The organism is Comamonas denitrificans (assembly GCF_042654745.1).
GTDB classification, from domain to species: Bacteria; Pseudomonadota; Gammaproteobacteria; order Burkholderiales; family Burkholderiaceae_C; genus Comamonas; species Comamonas denitrificans.
Genome location: NZ_JBHSEY010000041.1, coordinates 13,678 through 30,167 on the forward strand (window position 1 = coordinate 13,678; position 16,490 = coordinate 30,167).

A 16,490-nucleotide genomic window follows, 5' to 3' on the forward strand; every position below is an offset into this window, starting at 1 on the left:
TTTATTTCTTTGGAGAGAGTCGTCCATGGCAACGATTACGGTTACCGAGCGTGCAGCTCGCCACGTCAGCAACTACTTGCAGCGCCAAGGCCACGGCATTGGCGTGCGGCTGGGGATTAAAACCACCGGCTGCTCCGGCTTTGCCTACCAACTGGAATACGCCGATGAAGCCAGGGCCGAAGACGTGGTGTTTGAGCAGCACGGCACCAAGCTGCTGATTGCCCCGGAACACCTCGCCTTGCTCGATGGCACGCAAATTGATTACGTGCGCAACGGCTTGAATGAGAGCTTCCAATTCACCAACCCCAATGAACGCGATCGCTGTGGTTGCGGTGAAAGTTTCCGCATTTAAAGGAGCTGCTTGCGCTTTATTTACCTTGTTTTTGATATTAAAAGTATCTGAAACCCCGTATTTAAAGCGCAACAAGCTATAAAAAAATATGCAGCGTTTCATTGTTCTGGACACAGAAACCACCGGCCTCTCGCCCGACAACGGCGATCGGATCATTGAGCTGGGCTGCGTTGAGCTGGTCGGGCGCAAACCCACCGGCAACAACCTGCACCTGTACTTCAACCCCGAGCGCGACAGCCACGAAGATGCCCTGCGCGTACACGGCTTGACCACGCAGTTTTTAAGCGACAAGCCCAAATTTTCTGAAAAAGCCCGCGACATCCTGGCCTACCTGCAAGGGGCGCAACTGGTCATCCACAACGCACCGTTTGACATGGGCTTTTTGGAGAAAGAGTTTTCCCTGCTGGGCCTGCCCCCACTGAAAACCGCTGTGGCCGGCGTAACCGACTCGCTGGCCCTGGCCAAAGAACTCTTCCCCGGCAAACGCAACTCGCTCGATGCCCTGTGCGACCGCCTGGGCGTGGACAACAGCGGGCGCACCTTGCACGGCGCATTGCTCGATGCCCAATTGCTGGCCGATGTTTACATCTACATGACGCGTGGCCAGCACGCCCTGTTGGGCGACGATGGCCAGTCCAGCAGCGCACACGACAACCCCGCCCAGCGCATCGACCTGCGCCAGTATCAACTGCCCGTCTTGCCCGCCAGTGCCCAAGAGTTGGCCGCCCACGAAGAAACCTTGGCCGCCATCGACAAAGCCAGTGGCGGAAAAACAGTTTGGCGCACTGCCTAATCTTGAAATAGCGCGTTAAATTTGTGCCATAATCCTGTCTTTCCGCAAACAGCGCCCCAGGCATGTTTCGGTAAAAGGGTGATTAGCTCAGTGGTAGAGCACTGCCTTCACACGGCAGGGGTCGCAGGTTCAAACCCTGCATCACCCACCACGACTACCGGGTCGTTAACTCAGCGGTAGAGTGCCACCTTCACACGGTGGAAGCCAGTGGTTCGATCCCACTACGACCCACCAAAAATTCAAAAAAACCTGTTTTTCCCCAAGAGAAACAGGTTTTTTTCGTCTGGCTTTTTGTCGTGCTTGGCATCGTTCTGGGCGTTCCCCAGCCAAGCGTTTGCGGTTGTTGGTCCCAGCTAACGCCTGGCTTTTGTCGCCTATAGTCCGTGGCTTGCCATGGCACTTTTGTAACAACATGCTCGACGACATTAAAAAAACCCTCTGGGCCACGGCTGACAAGCTGCGCGCCAACATGGATGCGGCCGAATACAAGCACCTGGTGCTGGGCCTGATTTTTATCAAATACATCTCGGACAGCTTTACCGGCCACACCGCACTGCTCACCCAGCGCCTGCGCGACCCCGACGATGAGCTGTTCTATGGCGATGCCTCTGGCGAAGACATTGCCGCAGAACTCGAAGACCGCGACTACTACACCGCCGACAACGTGTTCTGGGTGCCCGAAGGTGCGCGTTGGGAAGACTTGCGTGCTGCGGCCAAGCAGCCCGACATTGGCAAACGCATTGACGACGCGCTGGCGCTGATCGAGCTGGAGAACCCCAAGCTCAAAGGCATTTTGGACAAGCGCTACGCCCGCGCCCAATTGCCCGATGGCAAGCTGGGCGAACTGGTCGATTTGGTATCCACCATCGGCTTTGGCGACAGCCCCAGCCAAGCGCGCGACGTGCTGGGGCAGGTGTATGAATACTTTCTTGGCCAATTTGCCAGCGCCGAAGGCAAAAAAGGCGGCCAGTTCTACACGCCCGCCAGCATCGTCAAAACCCTGGTGGCCGTGCTGGCCCCGCACCACGGCAAGGTGTATGACCCCTGTTGTGGATCGGGTGGGATGTTTGTGCAGTCAGAAAAATTCATAGCTGCACACGGAGGCAGGACGGGCGATGTCAGCATTTATGGCCAAGAATCCAACCCCACCACCTGGCGCTTGGCGGCCATGAACCTGGCCATTCGCGGCATTGACTTCAACCTGGGCAAAGAGCCGGGCGACACCTTTATCCGCAACCAGCACCCCGACCTGCGCGCTGACTACATTCTGGCCAACCCGCCCTTCAACATCAGCGACTGGTGGCACGGCAGCCTAGAGGGCGACCCGCGCTGGGTGTATGGCACGCCCCCGCAAGGCAACGCCAACTACGCCTGGCTGCAGCACATGCTGCACCACCTGCGCCCCACGGGCCGCGCCGGCATTGTGCTGGCCAACGGCAGCATGAGCAGCAGCCAGAACAACGAAGGCGTGATCCGCGCCGCCATGGTCGATGCCGACGTGGTCGAAGTCATGGTGGCCCTGCCCGGCCAGTTGTTCTTCAACACGCAAATCCCCGCCTGCCTGTGGTTCCTGGCCAAGCAGAAAAAGCGCAAGGGCGAAGTGCTGTTTATCGACGCGCGCAAGCAGGGCCGCATGATCAGCCGCGTGCAGGCCGAGCTGGACGATGCCGCCATCACCCGCATTGCCGAAACCGTCGCCGCCTGGCGTGGCGAGGTGGAAGCGGGCGCCAGCATTACCGACTACCACGACCAGCCCGGTTTTTGCCGCAGCGTGCAGCTCTCTGAGATTGCCCAGCACGGCCATGTGCTCACCCCCGGCCGCTACGTGGGCGCCGAGGCGGTGGAAGACGACGACGAAGCCTTTGCCGACAAGATGCAAAAGCTCACCGAAAAACTGGGCGAACAAATGGCCAAGGGCGCAGAGCTGGATGCGGTGATTCGGGCCAAGCTGGGGGGGCTGGGGTATGACTTCTGAAATAACGGCACCCGCTGACGGATATGGCCAGTGGCTGGTCGAGCTGAAGGCCCGCTACCGCCAGGTACAGCTCAAGGCGGCGGTGGCCGTCAACACGGCCATGCTGCAGTTTTATTGGGAACTGGGCGCCGACATGGTGGCCAAGCAGACACAGTTTGCGTGGGGCAGCGGTTTTTTGCGCCAGCTCAGCGCCGACTTGATGCGCGAGTTCCCCGAGGTCAAGGGGTTTTCCAAGCGCAATCTGGAGCAGATACGGCGCTGGTACAGCTTCTGGAATGCCTCACCATCAATTGCGCAGCAGGCTGCTTCGCAATTGATGGGGATTCCTTGGGGGCATCATCTGGCCAGCGAAGCGCTGCGAGGGCAGTTGCCCAGCATTGAGCAACTGGAGAGGGAGTTGGGGCTGGGGGTAGATGATGAGGCAGAAGCTGGGAGGGCTGGGGTATGAGTTCTGAGCGAAAGGTCTATCGCTTAGACGAACTTTGCGAATTCATCAACGGGTTCGCTTTCAAAAGTTCCGACTATGTAGAGGAATCAGACGGAACCTGGGAAGTTCTAAGAATGGGATACATAAACCGGGGTGGGGGATTCAAGGAGGACGCCACACCAGTTTTTGTGCCGAGGGCGTATGGCAAGGATTTAGGCAAGTACCTAATACGAACTGATGACATCGTGATCGCGATGACGGACATGAAGAATAACGTTGCGATTCTTGGGAACACAGCCCGGATCAAGGATGCGAATCGTTTTGTTCTCAATCAACGGGTTGGGTGCATAAGAGTGAAGCCCATGGGCTTGGTGGATCCCTCCTATCTCTACTACTACTCGAACTGGCAACCCCACGTTGACTACCTTCGTGCTCGTGCCAACAGCGGCGTTCAAGTCAACCTATCGACCCCAGCTATCAGGGAGGCGGAAATTGAACTACCTCCGCTCGCTGAGCAAGTTTCGATTGGGAGCTTGTTATCGGCCCTCGACGACCGCATCACCCTCCTGCGCGAAACCAACGCCACCCTCGAAGCCATCGCCCAGGCGCTGTTCAAGTCGTGGTTTGTCGATTTCGACCCCGTGCGCGCCAAGATGGAAGGCCGCACGCCCGAAGGTATGGATGAGGCCACCGCAGCGCTATTTCCCGATGGGTTTGAAACGTCGGAGTTGGGGGAGGTGCCGAGGGGGTGGCGACAGCAGACGTTCCGCGACACCATCCAGATCATTGGTGGCGGCACGCCTAAAACCTCCAACCCAGACTTTTGGGGCGGTGACATTCCTTGGTTCTCTGTAGTTGATGCGCCTAGGTCATCCGATGTATTTGTGATCGACACCGAAAAGTACATCACCGATGCGGGGTTGCACGGGTCATCCACCAAACTCTTGCCCGTTGGCACAACCATCATTTCAGCGCGAGGAACAGTTGGAAAACTTGCTCTCACGGGGCGGGCTATGGGAATGAATCAATCTTGCTACGGGTTGCGAGGCAAGGCGGGTGATACCTACTTCACTTACTTCAGCGCAACGCGTTTGGTTCAACAGTTGCAGCAGCGAGCACACGGTTCTGTCTTTGACACCATCACACAAGAGACCTTTGCGGGCATCCACGTCGCGTATCCGCAACCTCCTGTCATCGAGGCCTTTGACGTGGCAGTGAGCCCTTTAATGGCGCGTATTCGAGAAAACCTGTTCCAAGCCCAAACCCTCTCCACCCTGCGCGACACCTTGCTCCCCCGCCTGATCTCCGGCCAGCTGCGCCTGCCCGAAGCCCAGGCCTTGGCCCAAGAAGCCATGAAACCTAAAACCATATCTGCAAGCGCTTTATAAAATAAGGTTTTCAAGAGTTTTCTATCCAAAAACCTCATACAAACAGCGCATGCAGCTATCAAATTAAAAACCAGAGACAAAACCATGCCCCCATTCCAGCGCCACTTGGCAAGCCACCCCGCCCCCATCTTCGCCGCCGCGCTGCTGGCTGCCAGCAGCCTGCTGATCGCCCCCGCCGCCGCCCAAACCGGCACGGTGCCCCTGTCGGCCACTTTTCAGACCTGCCTAGATAAGTCCGGCGGCGTGACGGCTGAGATGCACGCCTGCATCAGCGCAGAGCACGAGCGCCAAGACCAGCTGCTCAACCGCAACTACAAAGCCTTGATGGCCGACCTCACCCCTGAGCGCAAAAAGCAACTGCAAACCGCCCAGCGCCTGTGGCTGCAATACCGCGATGCCAATTGCCAGTTCTACGCCGACCCCGATGGCGGCACGGCAGCAGGTGTGGCGGCTGCGGACTGTGTGCTGCAGATGACGGCGGGCAGGGCGCGGGAGTTGGCGGGTTTGCGGCCTTAAATGACACACCAGATGGGCAATTGCGATGGACTCCGAGCAAAAAATGAAAAAGGAAAGCGCACTCAACGCTACAGTAGCCTTTCCCTTTGTGAACGCCTCCAACCATGCTTGAACAACTCACCCTTTGCGGCGTAGGCCCAGCCCGACAACTGGGGCCGGTCGATTTCATGCCGCGCATGAACCTGATTACTGGCGATAACGGTTTGGGCAAAAGCTTTGTGCTGGATGTGGCTTGGTGGGCGCTGACGCGCACTTGGGCGCGTGGCGTGCCAGCTTCGCCCCAACCCAAGGCCAAAAAATCGGCTATTGCGTTTCGCTACAGCAAGGCCACTGGGGTGCATGAGGAAAGCATCAGCTTTAGCCATGCCGATGGCATTTGGCCCCTCAAAGCAGCGCGGCCACCAATTCCTGGGGTGGTGATTTATGCCGGGGTGGATGGCAGCTTTTCCGCATGGGACCCTGCGCGCAACTACTGGACGGAAAAGGAAGCGGCCGTCACCCGCACACGGGCTTTCAACTTCACGCCGGATCAGGTCTGGCACGGGCTGCTGGCGGAAAACAGCCCGATGGGTAAGCCGGTATGGCATTGCCGGGGGCTGGTGCACGACTGGGTGCTGTGGCAGCGCGCCAAGGATCCAGCATTCGCTGATCTGGTGAAGGTGCTCGATGCACTGTCCCCTTCGGGCATGGAAAAGCTTGCGCCCGGCGAACCCATGCAGGTGGGCGAGGATGTGACGGAGCAGCCTTCGCTGCGCATGCCCTACGGGCAGGATGTACCGTTGCTGCACGCTTCTGCAGGAATGCGGCGTATTGCGGCACTGGCCTATCTGCTGGTGTGGACATGGCGCGAACACCTGCGCGCCAGTGAGCGCACCCGCCGCAAGCCAGCGCGGGAAGTGATATTTCTGGTGGATGAGATCGAATGCCACCTGCACCCGCAGTGGCAGCGGCGCATCGTGCCAGCACTGCTCAATGTGATGCAGGCATTGACGGGCAGGAAAGTGCCGGTGCAACTGATCGTAGCCACGCATTCGCCTTTGGTGCTGGCTTCGGTGGAGCCTCAGTTTGATGAAGAGGTGGACGGCGTTTTCCATCTGCAATTGCGCGATGGGCAAGCCGTGATCGAGCAGGAAGCCTGGGCTAAACAGGGCGATGTGGTCAACTGGCTGGTGTCGCCTGCCTTCGGTTTGCAGCAGGCACGTTCCATTGAGGCGGAAGAAGCCATTGAGGCGGCAGAGGCCTGGATGCGCGGCGACAAGGCGCGGCTGCCCGCACACCTTAACACCCAGGCACGCATCCACAAGGCGCTGCAGAAGAGCTTGCCGGGGCATGACGATTTCTGGCCCCGCTGGATCGTCGCCAGCAGCAAAAGCAACACCGGGGGCAGCGCATGATTGCGGTGGACAAGCATGTGCTGGAACCTGAGCCGGCAGACTTTGATGCGAAGTGCCGCCAGAAGGGGCTGGAGTGGCTGAGAAAAAATCCCAAAGACGCGCGCAAGGCCAAGCGGCCCAAGGATTTTTGGAGCAGTTTTCGCCCCGTGCTGGCCGACAGGTTTGCCAACCTGTGTGCTTACGGCGCCATGTATGAGCCGGTGGGCACGGTCGATCACTTGCGGCCAGTCAGTGCCGATGAGACGCTGGCTTACGAATGGCGCAACTACCGCTATGCCTCGGGCTGGATCAACAGCAGCAAAAACCGGTGCGAGGCGGTGCTCGACCCCTTGGAGGTGCAGCCGGGCTGGTTTGAGGTTCTGCTGCCGTCCCTGCAGCTAGTGGCCAGAAAGGACCGGATTCCGCCGGAATTGCACGCGCTGGTGGACGAAACGCTCCAGCGTCTGCACCTGTGCGATGACGAACGCATCATCCGGCAACGGCGCCAGTGGCTGAAACTCTACGAGCAAGGGCATTTGGCCTGGGAAGGGCTGCACCAGATGGCTCCCCTGATTGCCGAGGCCGTCAAGGCCAGAGGGCGCAATCCGTAGCGAAATACGTAGTGTCACCAAGATGCGGTCGTACCGCACGGTATTGGCAAGCGAACAGCAAGAGCAATAAGCCAAGGCAGGAGCAATGACAGAAGACCAACTCGAACAAGAAACACTGCAATGGCTGGCCCAGGTGGGCTACACCGTCAAGCACGGCCTGGACATTGCCCCCGATGGCAGCACCCCGCTGCGCAGCAACTACCAGCAGGTGCTGCTGCAAGACAACTTGCGCAAAGCCCTGCAGCGGCTGAATCCGCACATGCCGCAAGCGGCGCACGATGAGGCATTGGCCCAGGTGCTGGATTTGGGCGTGCCGGCGCTGCTGCCATCGAACCGTGCGTTTCATAAGCTGCTGGTCAATGGCGTGCCGGTGAGCTACCAAGTGGAGGGTGAAACCCGTGGCGATTTGGCCAAGCTGGTGGATTGGGGCAAGGTGGCCAACAACCAGTTTTGGGCGGTGAACCAGTTCAGCGTGAAGGGCCAGCACCACACGCGCAGGCCGGATATTGTGCTGTTTGTGAATGGCTTGCCGCTGGTGGTGATGGAGCTAAAAAACCCCGCCGACTTGCATGCCGATATCTGGATGGCATACGACCAGATAGAGACGTACAAAGCGCAAATCCCCGAGCTGTTTCGCACCAATGCGCTGCTGGTGATTAGCGATGGCGCAGAGGCACGCATGGGCTCGCTCTCAGCCGACCGTGAGCGCTATATGCAGTGGCGCACGATCGATGGGGTGAACATTGACCCGCTGGGCGAGTTTGGCGAGTTGGAAACACTGATTCGCGGTGTGCTGGCACCAGAAATTTTGCTGGACTACCTGCGCTATTGCGTGCTGTTTGAAGACGATGGCCGCTTGGTGAAAAAAGTGGCGGGCTACCACCAGTACCACGCGGTGCGTGCGGCGATTGCGCGGGTGCTGGAGGCGGCCAACAAAGATGCGGCCGCCACGGTGCGCGGCAAGGGTGGGGTGGTGTGGCACACGCAGGGCTCGGGCAAGAGCATCACCATGACCTGCTTTGCCGCGCGGGTGCTGCAAGAGCCCCAACTGCAGAACCCGACGATTGTGGTGATTACCGACCGCAATGACCTAGATGGGCAGCTGTTTGGCGTGTTCAGCCTGGCCCAAGACCTGCTGCGCGAGCAGCCGGTGCAGGCCCACACGCGCCAAGCGCTGCGGCAGGTGCTGGCTAATCGCCCATCGGGCGGCATTATTTTTGCCACGATTCAAAAGTTTATGCCCGGGGAGGATGAAGATACCTTCCCCGTGCTGTCAGAGCGCAGCAATATTGTGGTGCTGGCCGATGAGGCGCACCGCACGCAATATGGCTTTGCCGCCAAGTTAAAAATCCGCAAAGCCAAGTATCCAGTGGCCACCCCCAGCGTGCCATTGACGACCGATGGCCAGCCTGTGGCGCAGCAAGCGCAGTTTGCCCCGCCAGAGCATGAGGTGCTGACCTACCAAGCAGGCTACGCCCAGCACCTGCGCGATGCGCTGCCGCAAGCTACGTTTGTAGCCTTCACCGGTACGCCGGTGAGCAGCAGCGACAAAAACACCGAGGCAGTGTTTGGCAGCCACATCCACATTTACGACATGCAGCAGGCCAAGGAGGATGGGGCGACGGTGCCCATCTACTACGAAAGCCGCTTGGCCAAGCTCAAGCTCAATGATGAGGTGCTGCCGCTGCTGGATGATGAAGTGGATGAGCTGGCCGAGGATGAGGAAGAAGACCAGCAGGCCAAGTCCAAAAGCAAATGGGCAGCGCTGGAAAAAGTGGTGGGCACACAAACACGCATTGACAGCGTGGCGCTGGACATCGTGACCCACTTTGAGGCCCGCAATGCCGCCAACCGGGGCAAGGCCATGGTGGTGGCCATGAGCCGCGATATTTGCGTGCACCTGTACGACGCCATCGTTCAACTGCGCCCCGACTGGCACAGCGAGGACCCTGAGCACGGGGCCATCAAGATTGTGATGACCGGTAGCGCCAGCGATAAAGCGCTGCTGCGCCCGCACATCTATGGCGCGGCCATCAAGAAGCGTCTGGAGAAACGCTTTAAAGACCCCGCCGACCCACTGAAGTTGGTCATCGTGCGGGACATGTGGCTCACCGGCTTTGATGCGCCGTGCGTACACACCATGTACGTGGACAAGCCCATGAAGGGCCACAACTTGATGCAGGCCATCGCCCGCGTGAACCGGGTGTTCAAGGACAAGCAAGGCGGCCTGGTGGTGGATTACCTTGGCATTGGCAACGAGCTCAAAGCTGCCATGAAGGAGTACACCGCCAGTAAAGGCCGTGGCAAGCCCACGGTGGATGCGCGCGAAGCTTTGGCGGTGATGCTAGAAAAGCTGGATGTGCTTAAAGCCCTGCTGCACGGCTGTGACTGGAGCGGCTTTCGCACGGATGGCTACCAATCGCTCAAAGCCGGTGCCGACCATGTGCTGGGCCTGCCGCCCTCACAGCCCGGTGGCGAGCGCGATGGCAAGAAGCGCTTTTGCGACAACGCCTTGGCGCTGAGCCAAGCCTTTAGCCTGTGCTGCACGCTGGATGAGGCCAAGGCACTGCGTGACGAGGTGGCCTTTATGCAGGCCATCAAGGTGATACTGACCAAGCGCGATGCCAGTAAGAAAAAACTGTCTGACGAGGCCAAGGATGCGGCCATCCGCCAAATCATCAACCAGGCGGTGGTGAGTGAGGATGTGGTCGATATCTTTGCCGCTGTGGGCTTGGACAAACCCAATATCGGCCTGCTGGACGATGAATTCTTGGCGCAGGTGCAGAACCTGCCCGAGCGCAACTTGGCCGTGGAGTTGCTGGAGCGCTTGCTGGAAGGCGAGATCAAATCGCGCTTTGCCACCAACGTGGTGCAGCAGAGAAAGTTTTCTGAGCTGCTGGGCAATGTGGTAACACGCTACCAAAACCGCAGCATTGAGTCGTCGCAGGTCATGGAAGAGCTCGTCGAGATGGCCAAGAAGTTCCGCGAAGCCTCGCGGCGCGGCGAGGTGCTGGGGCTGAGCGAGGACGAGGTGAAGTTCTACGAAGCGCTGATTGAAAACGAATCGGCGGTGCGCGAGCTGAGCGACGAAATCCTTAAAAAAATTGCCCAAGAGCTGACCGATAACCTGCGTAAAAACGTGACCGTGGACTGGGCCGAGCGCGAAAGCGTACGCGCCCGGTTGCGCCTGATGGTCAAGCGCGTGCTGAAAAAATACAAGTACCCACCCGATTGCGCCGAGAGTGCGGTGGAGATGGTGCTAGAGCAGGCCAAGGCGCTGGGCGAGCAGTGGAGCTGAGGGGGGCCTGCGCGCGCTGCTTGCTTAGGGCTCCAGTGCCAGCGCCTGCAGGCAGCGCTGCATGTGCAGCGGCCCGCTGTCGGTGGCAATGTGGGTGCCGCTGGGCAGGCGCAGCTCCCAGCGGTGGTTTTTTTCGTGGGCTTGCAGCACCCAGGAGGTCAGGCGCGAGAGCTGGGCTTCGCGCTCGTGCAGGCCGGTGGCTTCGGTATCGAGGCTGAGCAGGTGTCCGCTTTGGGGGTGGTAGCTGCGCACCACCAAATCCCCGCTGCCGCTGGCCAGGGTTTGGGCCGATTTTTTCCAAACGATGTCGCGCAGCCGGTCGCCGCGCTGGTAGGGGCGCACGCTGTCGTGCTGACCTTGGCCGGACTGTGGTGCGGCCGCGCTGGTGGGGGGGGCGGCGGGGTTGTGCGCTGAGGGCAGGGGCGGGCAGGGGGTTTCGGGCTGCGGGTAGGCCAGGATGCGGCTGTGCGGTTGCCAATAGCTCCATAAACGAAATACCCCCAGGGGGTAGAGCGATTGCAGCAGCACTTTGGGCAAGGGCTGCCAGCCACGGGTGCGCGGGGTAAAGCTTAAAGCGGTGTTTTGGCTAGTGGTAACGTCATTAAGAACAAAAGATTTATTGTCTTTTTGCTCTAAAAATCTTATAGCAACAGCGTAACGTGCTCTTTTTTTTGAGTTTTTTAGCTGGATCGGAATATCCAGCGCTTGTCCGGCAAAGACCGGGGACAAGGCCCCCAGCTGAATTTGCAGTCCGTGCAGGTTGCGATGCGCCACCCCCACGCTGGCCGCAGCGGCCGCCAAGAGCCAGAAGGTGACCAGGTAGCCCAGGTTGAGTTGAAAGTTGATCGAGGCCACCAGCAAGATCAGCAAGGTCAGCCCTAAAAACCAACCAGCCCGGGTCGGCAAAATATAAATGCTGCGCTGGCTAAGGGTGTGCTGGTCGCCGGGTGGGTGGCGTGCGTCCAGCCAATGCTGCCAGCGCCGTTGCCACCAGGAAAGGCGAGGGGGGCGCTGCTGCTTCATGGCAGGGCCGTGGCTGCCAGCATGGCCTGGGCTTGTGCGCTGCTGCTGCGCCCGGCGCTGGCGATGGGGTGCAAGCGGTGGGCCATGGTTTGCACAAAAATGGCCTGCACATCGTCTGGGGCGGCATAGTCGCGGCCCTGAATCAGGGCGTGGGCTTTGGCGGCACGCAGCAAGGCGATGCCAGCGCGGGGCGACAGGCCTTGTGCAAACCATTGCCCATTGCGCGAGGCCTCCAGCAAGTCCTGGATGTAGTGCAGCAAAGGCGCAGCGGCATGCACTTGCAGGACGGCCGCTTGCAGCTGTGCCAAGGTGGTGCTATCAATGTGGGCGGGCAGGGCATCGGCCAGCTGGCGGTGGCCATGGTTTTGCAGCAGCTGCAATTCGGCCTCGCGGTTGGGGTAGCCTAGGCTGATGCGCATTAAAAAGCGGTCTAACTGGCTTTCTGGCAGCGGGTAGGTGCCCAGTTGCTCCAGCGGATTTTGGGTGGCAATGACAAAAAATGGCGTGGGCAATGGGTGGCTGCGCCCTTCGATGCTTACTTGCTTTTCCTCCATGGCTTCGAGCAAGGCGCTTTGGGTTTTGGGGCTGGCGCGGTTGATTTCATCGGCCAAAAGCACTTGGGCAAACACCGGGCCGGGGTGAAAGCGAAAGCCTTGTTCGGCGGCTTCATAAACACTTACGCCTGTGAGGTCGCTGGGCATTAAATCGGCGGTGAATTGCACCCGGGAAAATTGCAAGCCAAAACTGTGGGCCAAAGCGTGTGCCAGGGTGGTTTTCCCTACCCCGGGGATGTCTTCCAGTAATAAATGTCCTCCTGCCAACAAACAGGTCACGCAGTCCTGCACCTGCTGTTTTTTGCCGACAAGCACCGTGTTAAGCTGCAGCAATAGAGATTCAATCGTTTGTGTGAACATGCGTAAATGAAGTGAAAAAGAAGGAAATCGGAGACAAGAACTTATGAGTAAAACTGGGTATTACAGCCATTCTTTATTTCGTAAACATGAAATGGGTCCCGGTCATCCCGAGTGTCCTGAGCGGTTATCAGCCATTGAAGATCGTTTGCTCATCAGCGGTGTCTTTGATGCGCTGGAGCGCATCGATGCACCGCAGGCCACGTGGGAAGATATTGAGCTGGCCCATGATCGCATGTATGTCGCTTCACTGCGGGGATTGACAGAGCGCTTGTTGGAAGAGCAGCAGGCAGGCGGCCCGGATTATGCGCAAATCGATACCGATACGTCGATTAACGCGTTTACGTTTGATGCGGCGCGGCATTCAGCCGGTGCGGCACTGGCGGCAACCGATGCCGTGTTATCGGGTGAGTTGGAAAACGCCTTTTGCGCCATTCGCCCGCCTGGCCACCACGCTTGCCGGGATAAGGCCATGGGGTTTTGCTTTTTCAATAATGTGGCCATCGCCGCTTTGCATGCCGTCAATCGCCGTAATCTGGAACGCGTGGCCGTGATTGATTTTGATGTGCACCATGGCAATGGCACAGAGAATATTCTGGCCGGAGATGATCGGGTATTGATGGTGAGTTTTTTCCAGCATCCCTTTTATCCGTACAGCGGCGATAAAGAGCCTGCATCGAACATGCTGAACGTGCCCATGCCTGCCTATACCAAAGGCATGGAGGTGCGCGAGATGATTGAAATGATGTGGTTGCCGCGCCTGGAAGCGTTTAAGCCCGAAATGATTTTTATCAGCGCCGGTTTTGATGCCCACCGCGAGGACGATATGGGGCAAATGGGGCTGACTGAAAACGACTACATCTGGATTACCGAAAAAATCAAGGATGTTGCCCGCCGGTTTTCCAAAGGGCGCATTGTTTCCTGCTTGGAAGGCGGCTACATGATGAGTCCACTGGCACGCAGTGTGGAAGCCCATTTGCGTGTTTTGGCCGATGTTTAATTGAGGAGATTGTGAGCAATGGGTGAGAGGAATACGGCAGATCAAGGCTTGGTACTGCTTGAGCGCGATGCCCGTGGGGTGGCGACAGTCACTTTGAATGATGCCAAGCGGTTCAATGCCCTGGGGCAGGAAATGCTGGCGGCATTGCAGCAGGTGCTGGACACTTTGGCCCAGGATGCGCAGCTGCGGGTTGTGGTGCTGGCAGGCAGTGGCAAAGCGTTTTGTGCCGGGCACAATTTGAAGGAAATGTCCGCCCACCCAGAGCTGGCCTGGTACCAGCAGCTGTTTGCCCAGTGCTCACGGGTGATGCTGTCCATCCAAAATTTGCCTGTGCCAGTCATTGCCCGTGTGCACGGCATGGCCACGGCAGCGGGGTGCCAGCTGGTGGCGCAATGCGATTTGGCGGTGGCCAGTACAGAGGCGAGCTTTGCCACCAGCGGGATTAACTATGGGCTGTTCTGCTCGACCCCCAGCGTTCCTTTGGTGCGCAATCTGCCTATCAAGCAGGCCATGGAAATGCTGCTGACCGGTGACTTTATCGATGCCCAGACTGCTCAGGCACAAGGCTTGGTCAATCGCGTGGTGGCAGCCCCCAGTTTGGATGTGGAGCTGGACAAGCTGGTAACGGCCATCTTGCAAAAACCCCAGACCGCAGTTCGGATGGGCAAGGCCATGCTCTACCGCCAGCGTGAGATGGGCTTGGAGGCAGCTTACCAATTGGCTGGGCAGACCATGGCGCTGAATATGATGGATGCCGATGCCCAAGAGGGTGCGCAGGCCTTTGCGGAAAAGCGCCTGCCTGCTTGGCGACATTAATCCTAGGGTTACCCCTTGGTTTTAGAGGATAAAAAAGCTTGAAAAAGAGCGGTAGTCCACTAAAATCGAACGATCGTTCTATTTAAAGTGTTGGATGCATTTTGACCAAATTTCTTTTTGAACCTTGGTTTTTTCTGCAATCACCATTGGTAATGGTTGGGAAGTCTAAATTTCCTGCCCTAGAATGTGCAGTTTACGTAAACGTCAATTTAAGGACAGAAGGAGCCGTAGCATGAAGGTATTGGTCCCAGTCAAACGCGTGGTGGACTACAACGTCAAAGTTCGCGTCAAATCGGACGGAACCGGCGTTGATATCGCGAACGTCAAAATGAGCATGAACCCCTTTGACGAAATCGCCGTCGAAGAGGCGGTGCGTTTGAAGGAAAAGGGTGTCGTCACTGAGGTGATCGCCGTCTCCTGCGGTGTGACCCAGTGCCAAGAAACGCTGCGCACCGCCATGGCGATTGGTGCCGATCGCGCCATCCTGGTGCAAACCGATGCTGAGCTGCAGCCCCTGGCGGTGGCTAAATTGCTCAAAGCCTTGGTAGACAAAGAGCAGCCTGGCTTGGTGATCTTGGGCAAGCAAGCCATTGATGATGATGCCAACCAAACCGGCCAAATGCTGGCGGCTCTGGCCGATTTGCCCCAGGCTACTTTTGCCTCGAAAGTAGAAGTTGCTGGGGATAAAGCCACCGTCACCCGTGAAGTCGATGGCGGTATGGAAACTGTGGCTTTGAGCCTGCCTGCTGTCATCACGACCGACCTGCGCCTGAATGAGCCGCGCTTTGTGACCCTGCCCAACATCATGAAGGCCAAGAAAAAGCCCTTGGACACCGTCACCCCCGAAGACCTGGGTGTGGATGTGGCCCCGCGCATCAAAACCTTGAAAGTGGCTGAGCCCGCTGGTCGCCAAGCCGGTGTGAAAGTGCCTGATGTGGCCACCTTGGTCGAAAAGCTGAAAAACGAAGCCAAGGTGATCTAAGGAGGATATGAAAATGACCACACTCGTTATTGCTGAACACGACAACGCCTCCTTGAAAGGCGCAACCTTGAACACCGTCACGGCCGCTATGGCCTGCGGTGGCGATGTCCACGTGCTGGTGGCCGGTGAAAACGCTGCCGCTGTGGCCCTGGCCGCCGCCCAGATTGCTGGCGTAGCCAAAGTACTGCACGCCGATGGCGCTGCCCTGAAAAACGGCTTGGCCGAAAACCTGGCCGCCCAAGTGTTGGCGGTGGCCAGCAACTACAGCCACATTGTTTTTCCTGCGACGGCCAGCGGCAAAAACGCAGCTCCTCGTGTGGCGGCCAAGCTGGATGTAGCGCAAATCTCTGACATCACCAAAGTGGTGAGCGCCGATACCTTTGAGCGTCCCATCTACGCCGGTAACGCCATTGCCACGGTGCAATCGAGCGATGCTGTGAAGGTGATCACCGTGCGCGGCACCGGTTTTGACGCTGCAGCGGCTACCGGTGGCAGCGCTGCTGTAGAAACAGTGGCTGCCGTGGCTAACTCGGGCAAGAGCAGTTTTGTGGGCAGCGAACTGTCCAAGAGCGACCGCCCCGAGCTGACTGCCGCCAAGATCATCGTCTCCGGTGGCCGTGCTCTGGGTAGCAGCGAGAAGTTTGACGAAGTGATCACCCCGCTGGCTGACAAGCTGGGCGCGGCCATTGGCGCTTCGCGCGCGGCGGTCGATGCGGGCTACGCCCCTAACGATTTGCAAGTGGGTCAAACCGGCAAGATCGTTGCGCCCCAGCTGTACATTGCTTGCGGTATTTCGGGGGCCATCCAGCACTTGGCTGGGATGAAAGATTCCAAAATCATCGTGGCCATTAACAAAGACCCCGAAGCGCCGATTTTCTCGGTGGCCGATTATGGGCTGGAGGCCGACCTGTTCACGGCGGTGCCTGAACTGGTCAAAGCCCTGTAAGCCAGGGACCAAATAACAAAGGGGGCCTGTCCCCCTTTTTTTATACGTAAGTAGTGATATAGAACGATCGTTCTTTTGA

General features: G+C 58.5%; 15 protein-coding genes and 2 tRNA genes. 15 read left to right on the plus strand and 2 right to left on the minus strand.

What is annotated here, in order from left to right; genetic code table 11:
- Window positions 1-25 precede the first annotated feature (25 nt).
- The 11 genes from ACFO24_RS08365 to ACFO24_RS08415 all read left to right on the plus strand — a co-directional run bounded on the left by ACFO24_RS08365 (window position 26) and on the right by ACFO24_RS08415 (window position 10,733).
- Window positions 26-352, plus strand: a complete 327-nt coding sequence (locus ACFO24_RS08365; protein WP_207575845.1) for a HesB/IscA family protein — start codon at window positions 26-28, stop codon at window positions 350-352.
- Between the two features lie 88 nt (window positions 353-440).
- On the plus strand, window positions 441-1,145 hold the full coding sequence (gene dnaQ / locus ACFO24_RS08370; protein WP_377737918.1) for a DNA polymerase III subunit epsilon: 705 nt from the start codon (window positions 441-443) through the stop codon (window positions 1,143-1,145).
- A 76-nt stretch (window positions 1,146-1,221) separates the two neighbouring features.
- Window positions 1,222-1,296 (plus strand) — tRNA-Val (locus ACFO24_RS08375).
- Between the two features lie 8 nt (window positions 1,297-1,304).
- Window positions 1,305-1,379 (plus strand) — tRNA-Val (locus tag ACFO24_RS08380).
- Between the two features lie 178 nt (window positions 1,380-1,557).
- Window positions 1,558-3,120: a class I SAM-dependent DNA methyltransferase gene (locus ACFO24_RS08385; protein ID WP_377737919.1), complete on the plus strand. Its 1,563-nt coding sequence runs from the start codon at window positions 1,558-1,560 to the stop codon at window positions 3,118-3,120.
- On the plus strand, window positions 3,110-3,568 hold the full coding sequence (locus ACFO24_RS08390; RefSeq protein WP_377737920.1) for a DUF1016 N-terminal domain-containing protein: 459 nt from the start codon (window positions 3,110-3,112) through the stop codon (window positions 3,566-3,568). Before ACFO24_RS08385 ends, ACFO24_RS08390 begins: the two co-directional genes overlap by 11 nt.
- Complete coding sequence (locus tag ACFO24_RS08395) at window positions 3,565-4,935, plus strand: restriction endonuclease subunit S (RefSeq protein WP_377737921.1); 1,371 nt, start codon at window positions 3,565-3,567, stop codon at window positions 4,933-4,935. Before ACFO24_RS08390 ends, ACFO24_RS08395 begins: the two co-directional genes overlap by 4 nt.
- An 84-nt stretch (window positions 4,936-5,019) precedes the next feature.
- Window positions 5,020-5,451 carry a lysozyme inhibitor LprI family protein gene (locus tag ACFO24_RS08400; RefSeq protein ID WP_377737922.1) on the plus strand — a complete coding sequence of 144 codons (432 nt, stop codon included), beginning with the start codon at window positions 5,020-5,022 and terminating at the stop codon, window positions 5,449-5,451.
- Window positions 5,452-5,555: 104 nt separating this feature from the next.
- Window positions 5,556-6,845, plus strand: coding sequence for an AAA family ATPase (locus ACFO24_RS08405; protein WP_377737923.1), 1,290 nt, complete (start codon window positions 5,556-5,558; stop codon window positions 6,843-6,845).
- Window positions 6,842-7,435 (plus strand): hypothetical protein, encoded by a 594-nt coding sequence (locus tag ACFO24_RS08410; RefSeq protein WP_377737924.1) that lies wholly within the window; start codon window positions 6,842-6,844, stop codon window positions 7,433-7,435. Before ACFO24_RS08405 ends, ACFO24_RS08410 begins: the two co-directional genes overlap by 4 nt.
- 85 nt (window positions 7,436-7,520) lie before the next feature.
- The gene (locus tag ACFO24_RS08415) at window positions 7,521-10,733 is read left to right on the plus strand and encodes a type I restriction endonuclease subunit R (RefSeq protein WP_377737925.1); all 3,213 of its coding nucleotides are present in this window, start codon (window positions 7,521-7,523) and stop codon (window positions 10,731-10,733) included.
- A 24-nt stretch (window positions 10,734-10,757) separates the two neighbouring features.
- On the opposite strand, the gene ACFO24_RS08420 is transcribed toward ACFO24_RS08415, so the two are convergent.
- Window positions 10,758-11,756 (minus strand): DUF58 domain-containing protein, encoded by a 999-nt coding sequence (locus ACFO24_RS08420; RefSeq protein ID WP_377737926.1) that lies wholly within the window; start codon window positions 11,754-11,756, stop codon window positions 10,758-10,760.
- On the minus strand, window positions 11,753-12,670 hold the full coding sequence (locus ACFO24_RS08425; RefSeq protein ID WP_207576039.1) for an AAA family ATPase: 918 nt from the start codon (window positions 12,668-12,670) through the stop codon (window positions 11,753-11,755). The genes ACFO24_RS08420 and ACFO24_RS08425 overlap by 4 nt, the downstream gene beginning before the upstream one ends.
- Before the next feature lie 43 nt (window positions 12,671-12,713).
- Between ACFO24_RS08425 and ACFO24_RS08430 the strand changes: the two genes are divergently transcribed.
- The 4 genes from ACFO24_RS08430 (at window position 12,714) to ACFO24_RS08445 (ending at window position 16,411) form a co-directional block, all read left to right on the plus strand.
- Window positions 12,714-13,667 carry a histone deacetylase family protein gene (locus ACFO24_RS08430; RefSeq protein WP_377737928.1) on the plus strand — a complete coding sequence of 318 codons (954 nt, stop codon included), beginning with the start codon at window positions 12,714-12,716 and terminating at the stop codon, window positions 13,665-13,667.
- An 18-nt stretch (window positions 13,668-13,685) separates the two neighbouring features.
- The gene (locus ACFO24_RS08435) at window positions 13,686-14,483 is read left to right on the plus strand and encodes an enoyl-CoA hydratase (RefSeq protein ID WP_377737929.1); all 798 of its coding nucleotides are present in this window, start codon (window positions 13,686-13,688) and stop codon (window positions 14,481-14,483) included.
- A 232-nt stretch (window positions 14,484-14,715) separates the two neighbouring features.
- Window positions 14,716-15,465: an electron transfer flavoprotein subunit beta/FixA family protein gene (locus ACFO24_RS08440; RefSeq protein WP_207576036.1), complete on the plus strand. Its 750-nt coding sequence runs from the start codon at window positions 14,716-14,718 to the stop codon at window positions 15,463-15,465.
- 13 nt (window positions 15,466-15,478) lie between these two features.
- Complete coding sequence (locus ACFO24_RS08445; RefSeq protein ID WP_377737930.1) at window positions 15,479-16,411, plus strand: electron transfer flavoprotein subunit alpha/FixB family protein; 933 nt, start codon at window positions 15,479-15,481, stop codon at window positions 16,409-16,411.
- Window positions 16,412-16,490: the final 79 nt, after the last annotated feature.

Excerpts from the sequence above, each read along its gene's own strand:
- ACFO24_RS08365 (WP_207575845.1), top strand. The coding sequence starts at position 26 with ATGGCAACGATTACGGTTACCGAGCGTGCAGCTCGCCACGTCAGCAAC.
- dnaQ (WP_377737918.1), top strand. The coding sequence starts at position 441 with ATGCAGCGTTTCATTGTTCTGGACACAGAAACCACCGGCCTCTCGCCC.
- ACFO24_RS08385 (WP_377737919.1), top strand. The coding sequence starts at position 1,558 with ATGCTCGACGACATTAAAAAAACCCTCTGGGCCACGGCTGACAAGCTG.
- ACFO24_RS08390 (WP_377737920.1), top strand. The coding sequence starts at position 3,110 with ATGACTTCTGAAATAACGGCACCCGCTGACGGATATGGCCAGTGGCTG.
- ACFO24_RS08395 (WP_377737921.1), top strand. The coding sequence starts at position 3,565 with ATGAGTTCTGAGCGAAAGGTCTATCGCTTAGACGAACTTTGCGAATTC.
- ACFO24_RS08400 (WP_377737922.1), top strand. The coding sequence starts at position 5,020 with ATGCCCCCATTCCAGCGCCACTTGGCAAGCCACCCCGCCCCCATCTTC.
- ACFO24_RS08405 (WP_377737923.1), top strand. The coding sequence starts at position 5,556 with ATGCTTGAACAACTCACCCTTTGCGGCGTAGGCCCAGCCCGACAACTG.
- ACFO24_RS08410 (WP_377737924.1), top strand. The coding sequence starts at position 6,842 with ATGATTGCGGTGGACAAGCATGTGCTGGAACCTGAGCCGGCAGACTTT.
- ACFO24_RS08415 (WP_377737925.1), top strand. The coding sequence starts at position 7,521 with ATGACAGAAGACCAACTCGAACAAGAAACACTGCAATGGCTGGCCCAG.
- ACFO24_RS08420 (WP_377737926.1), bottom strand. The coding sequence starts at position 11,756 with ATGAAGCAGCAGCGCCCCCCTCGCCTTTCCTGGTGGCAACGGCGCTGG.
- ACFO24_RS08425 (WP_207576039.1), bottom strand. The coding sequence starts at position 12,670 with ATGTTCACACAAACGATTGAATCTCTATTGCTGCAGCTTAACACGGTG.
- ACFO24_RS08430 (WP_377737928.1), top strand. The coding sequence starts at position 12,714 with ATGAGTAAAACTGGGTATTACAGCCATTCTTTATTTCGTAAACATGAA.
- ACFO24_RS08435 (WP_377737929.1), top strand. The coding sequence starts at position 13,686 with ATGGGTGAGAGGAATACGGCAGATCAAGGCTTGGTACTGCTTGAGCGC.
- ACFO24_RS08440 (WP_207576036.1), top strand. The coding sequence starts at position 14,716 with ATGAAGGTATTGGTCCCAGTCAAACGCGTGGTGGACTACAACGTCAAA.
- ACFO24_RS08445 (WP_377737930.1), top strand. The coding sequence starts at position 15,479 with ATGACCACACTCGTTATTGCTGAACACGACAACGCCTCCTTGAAAGGC.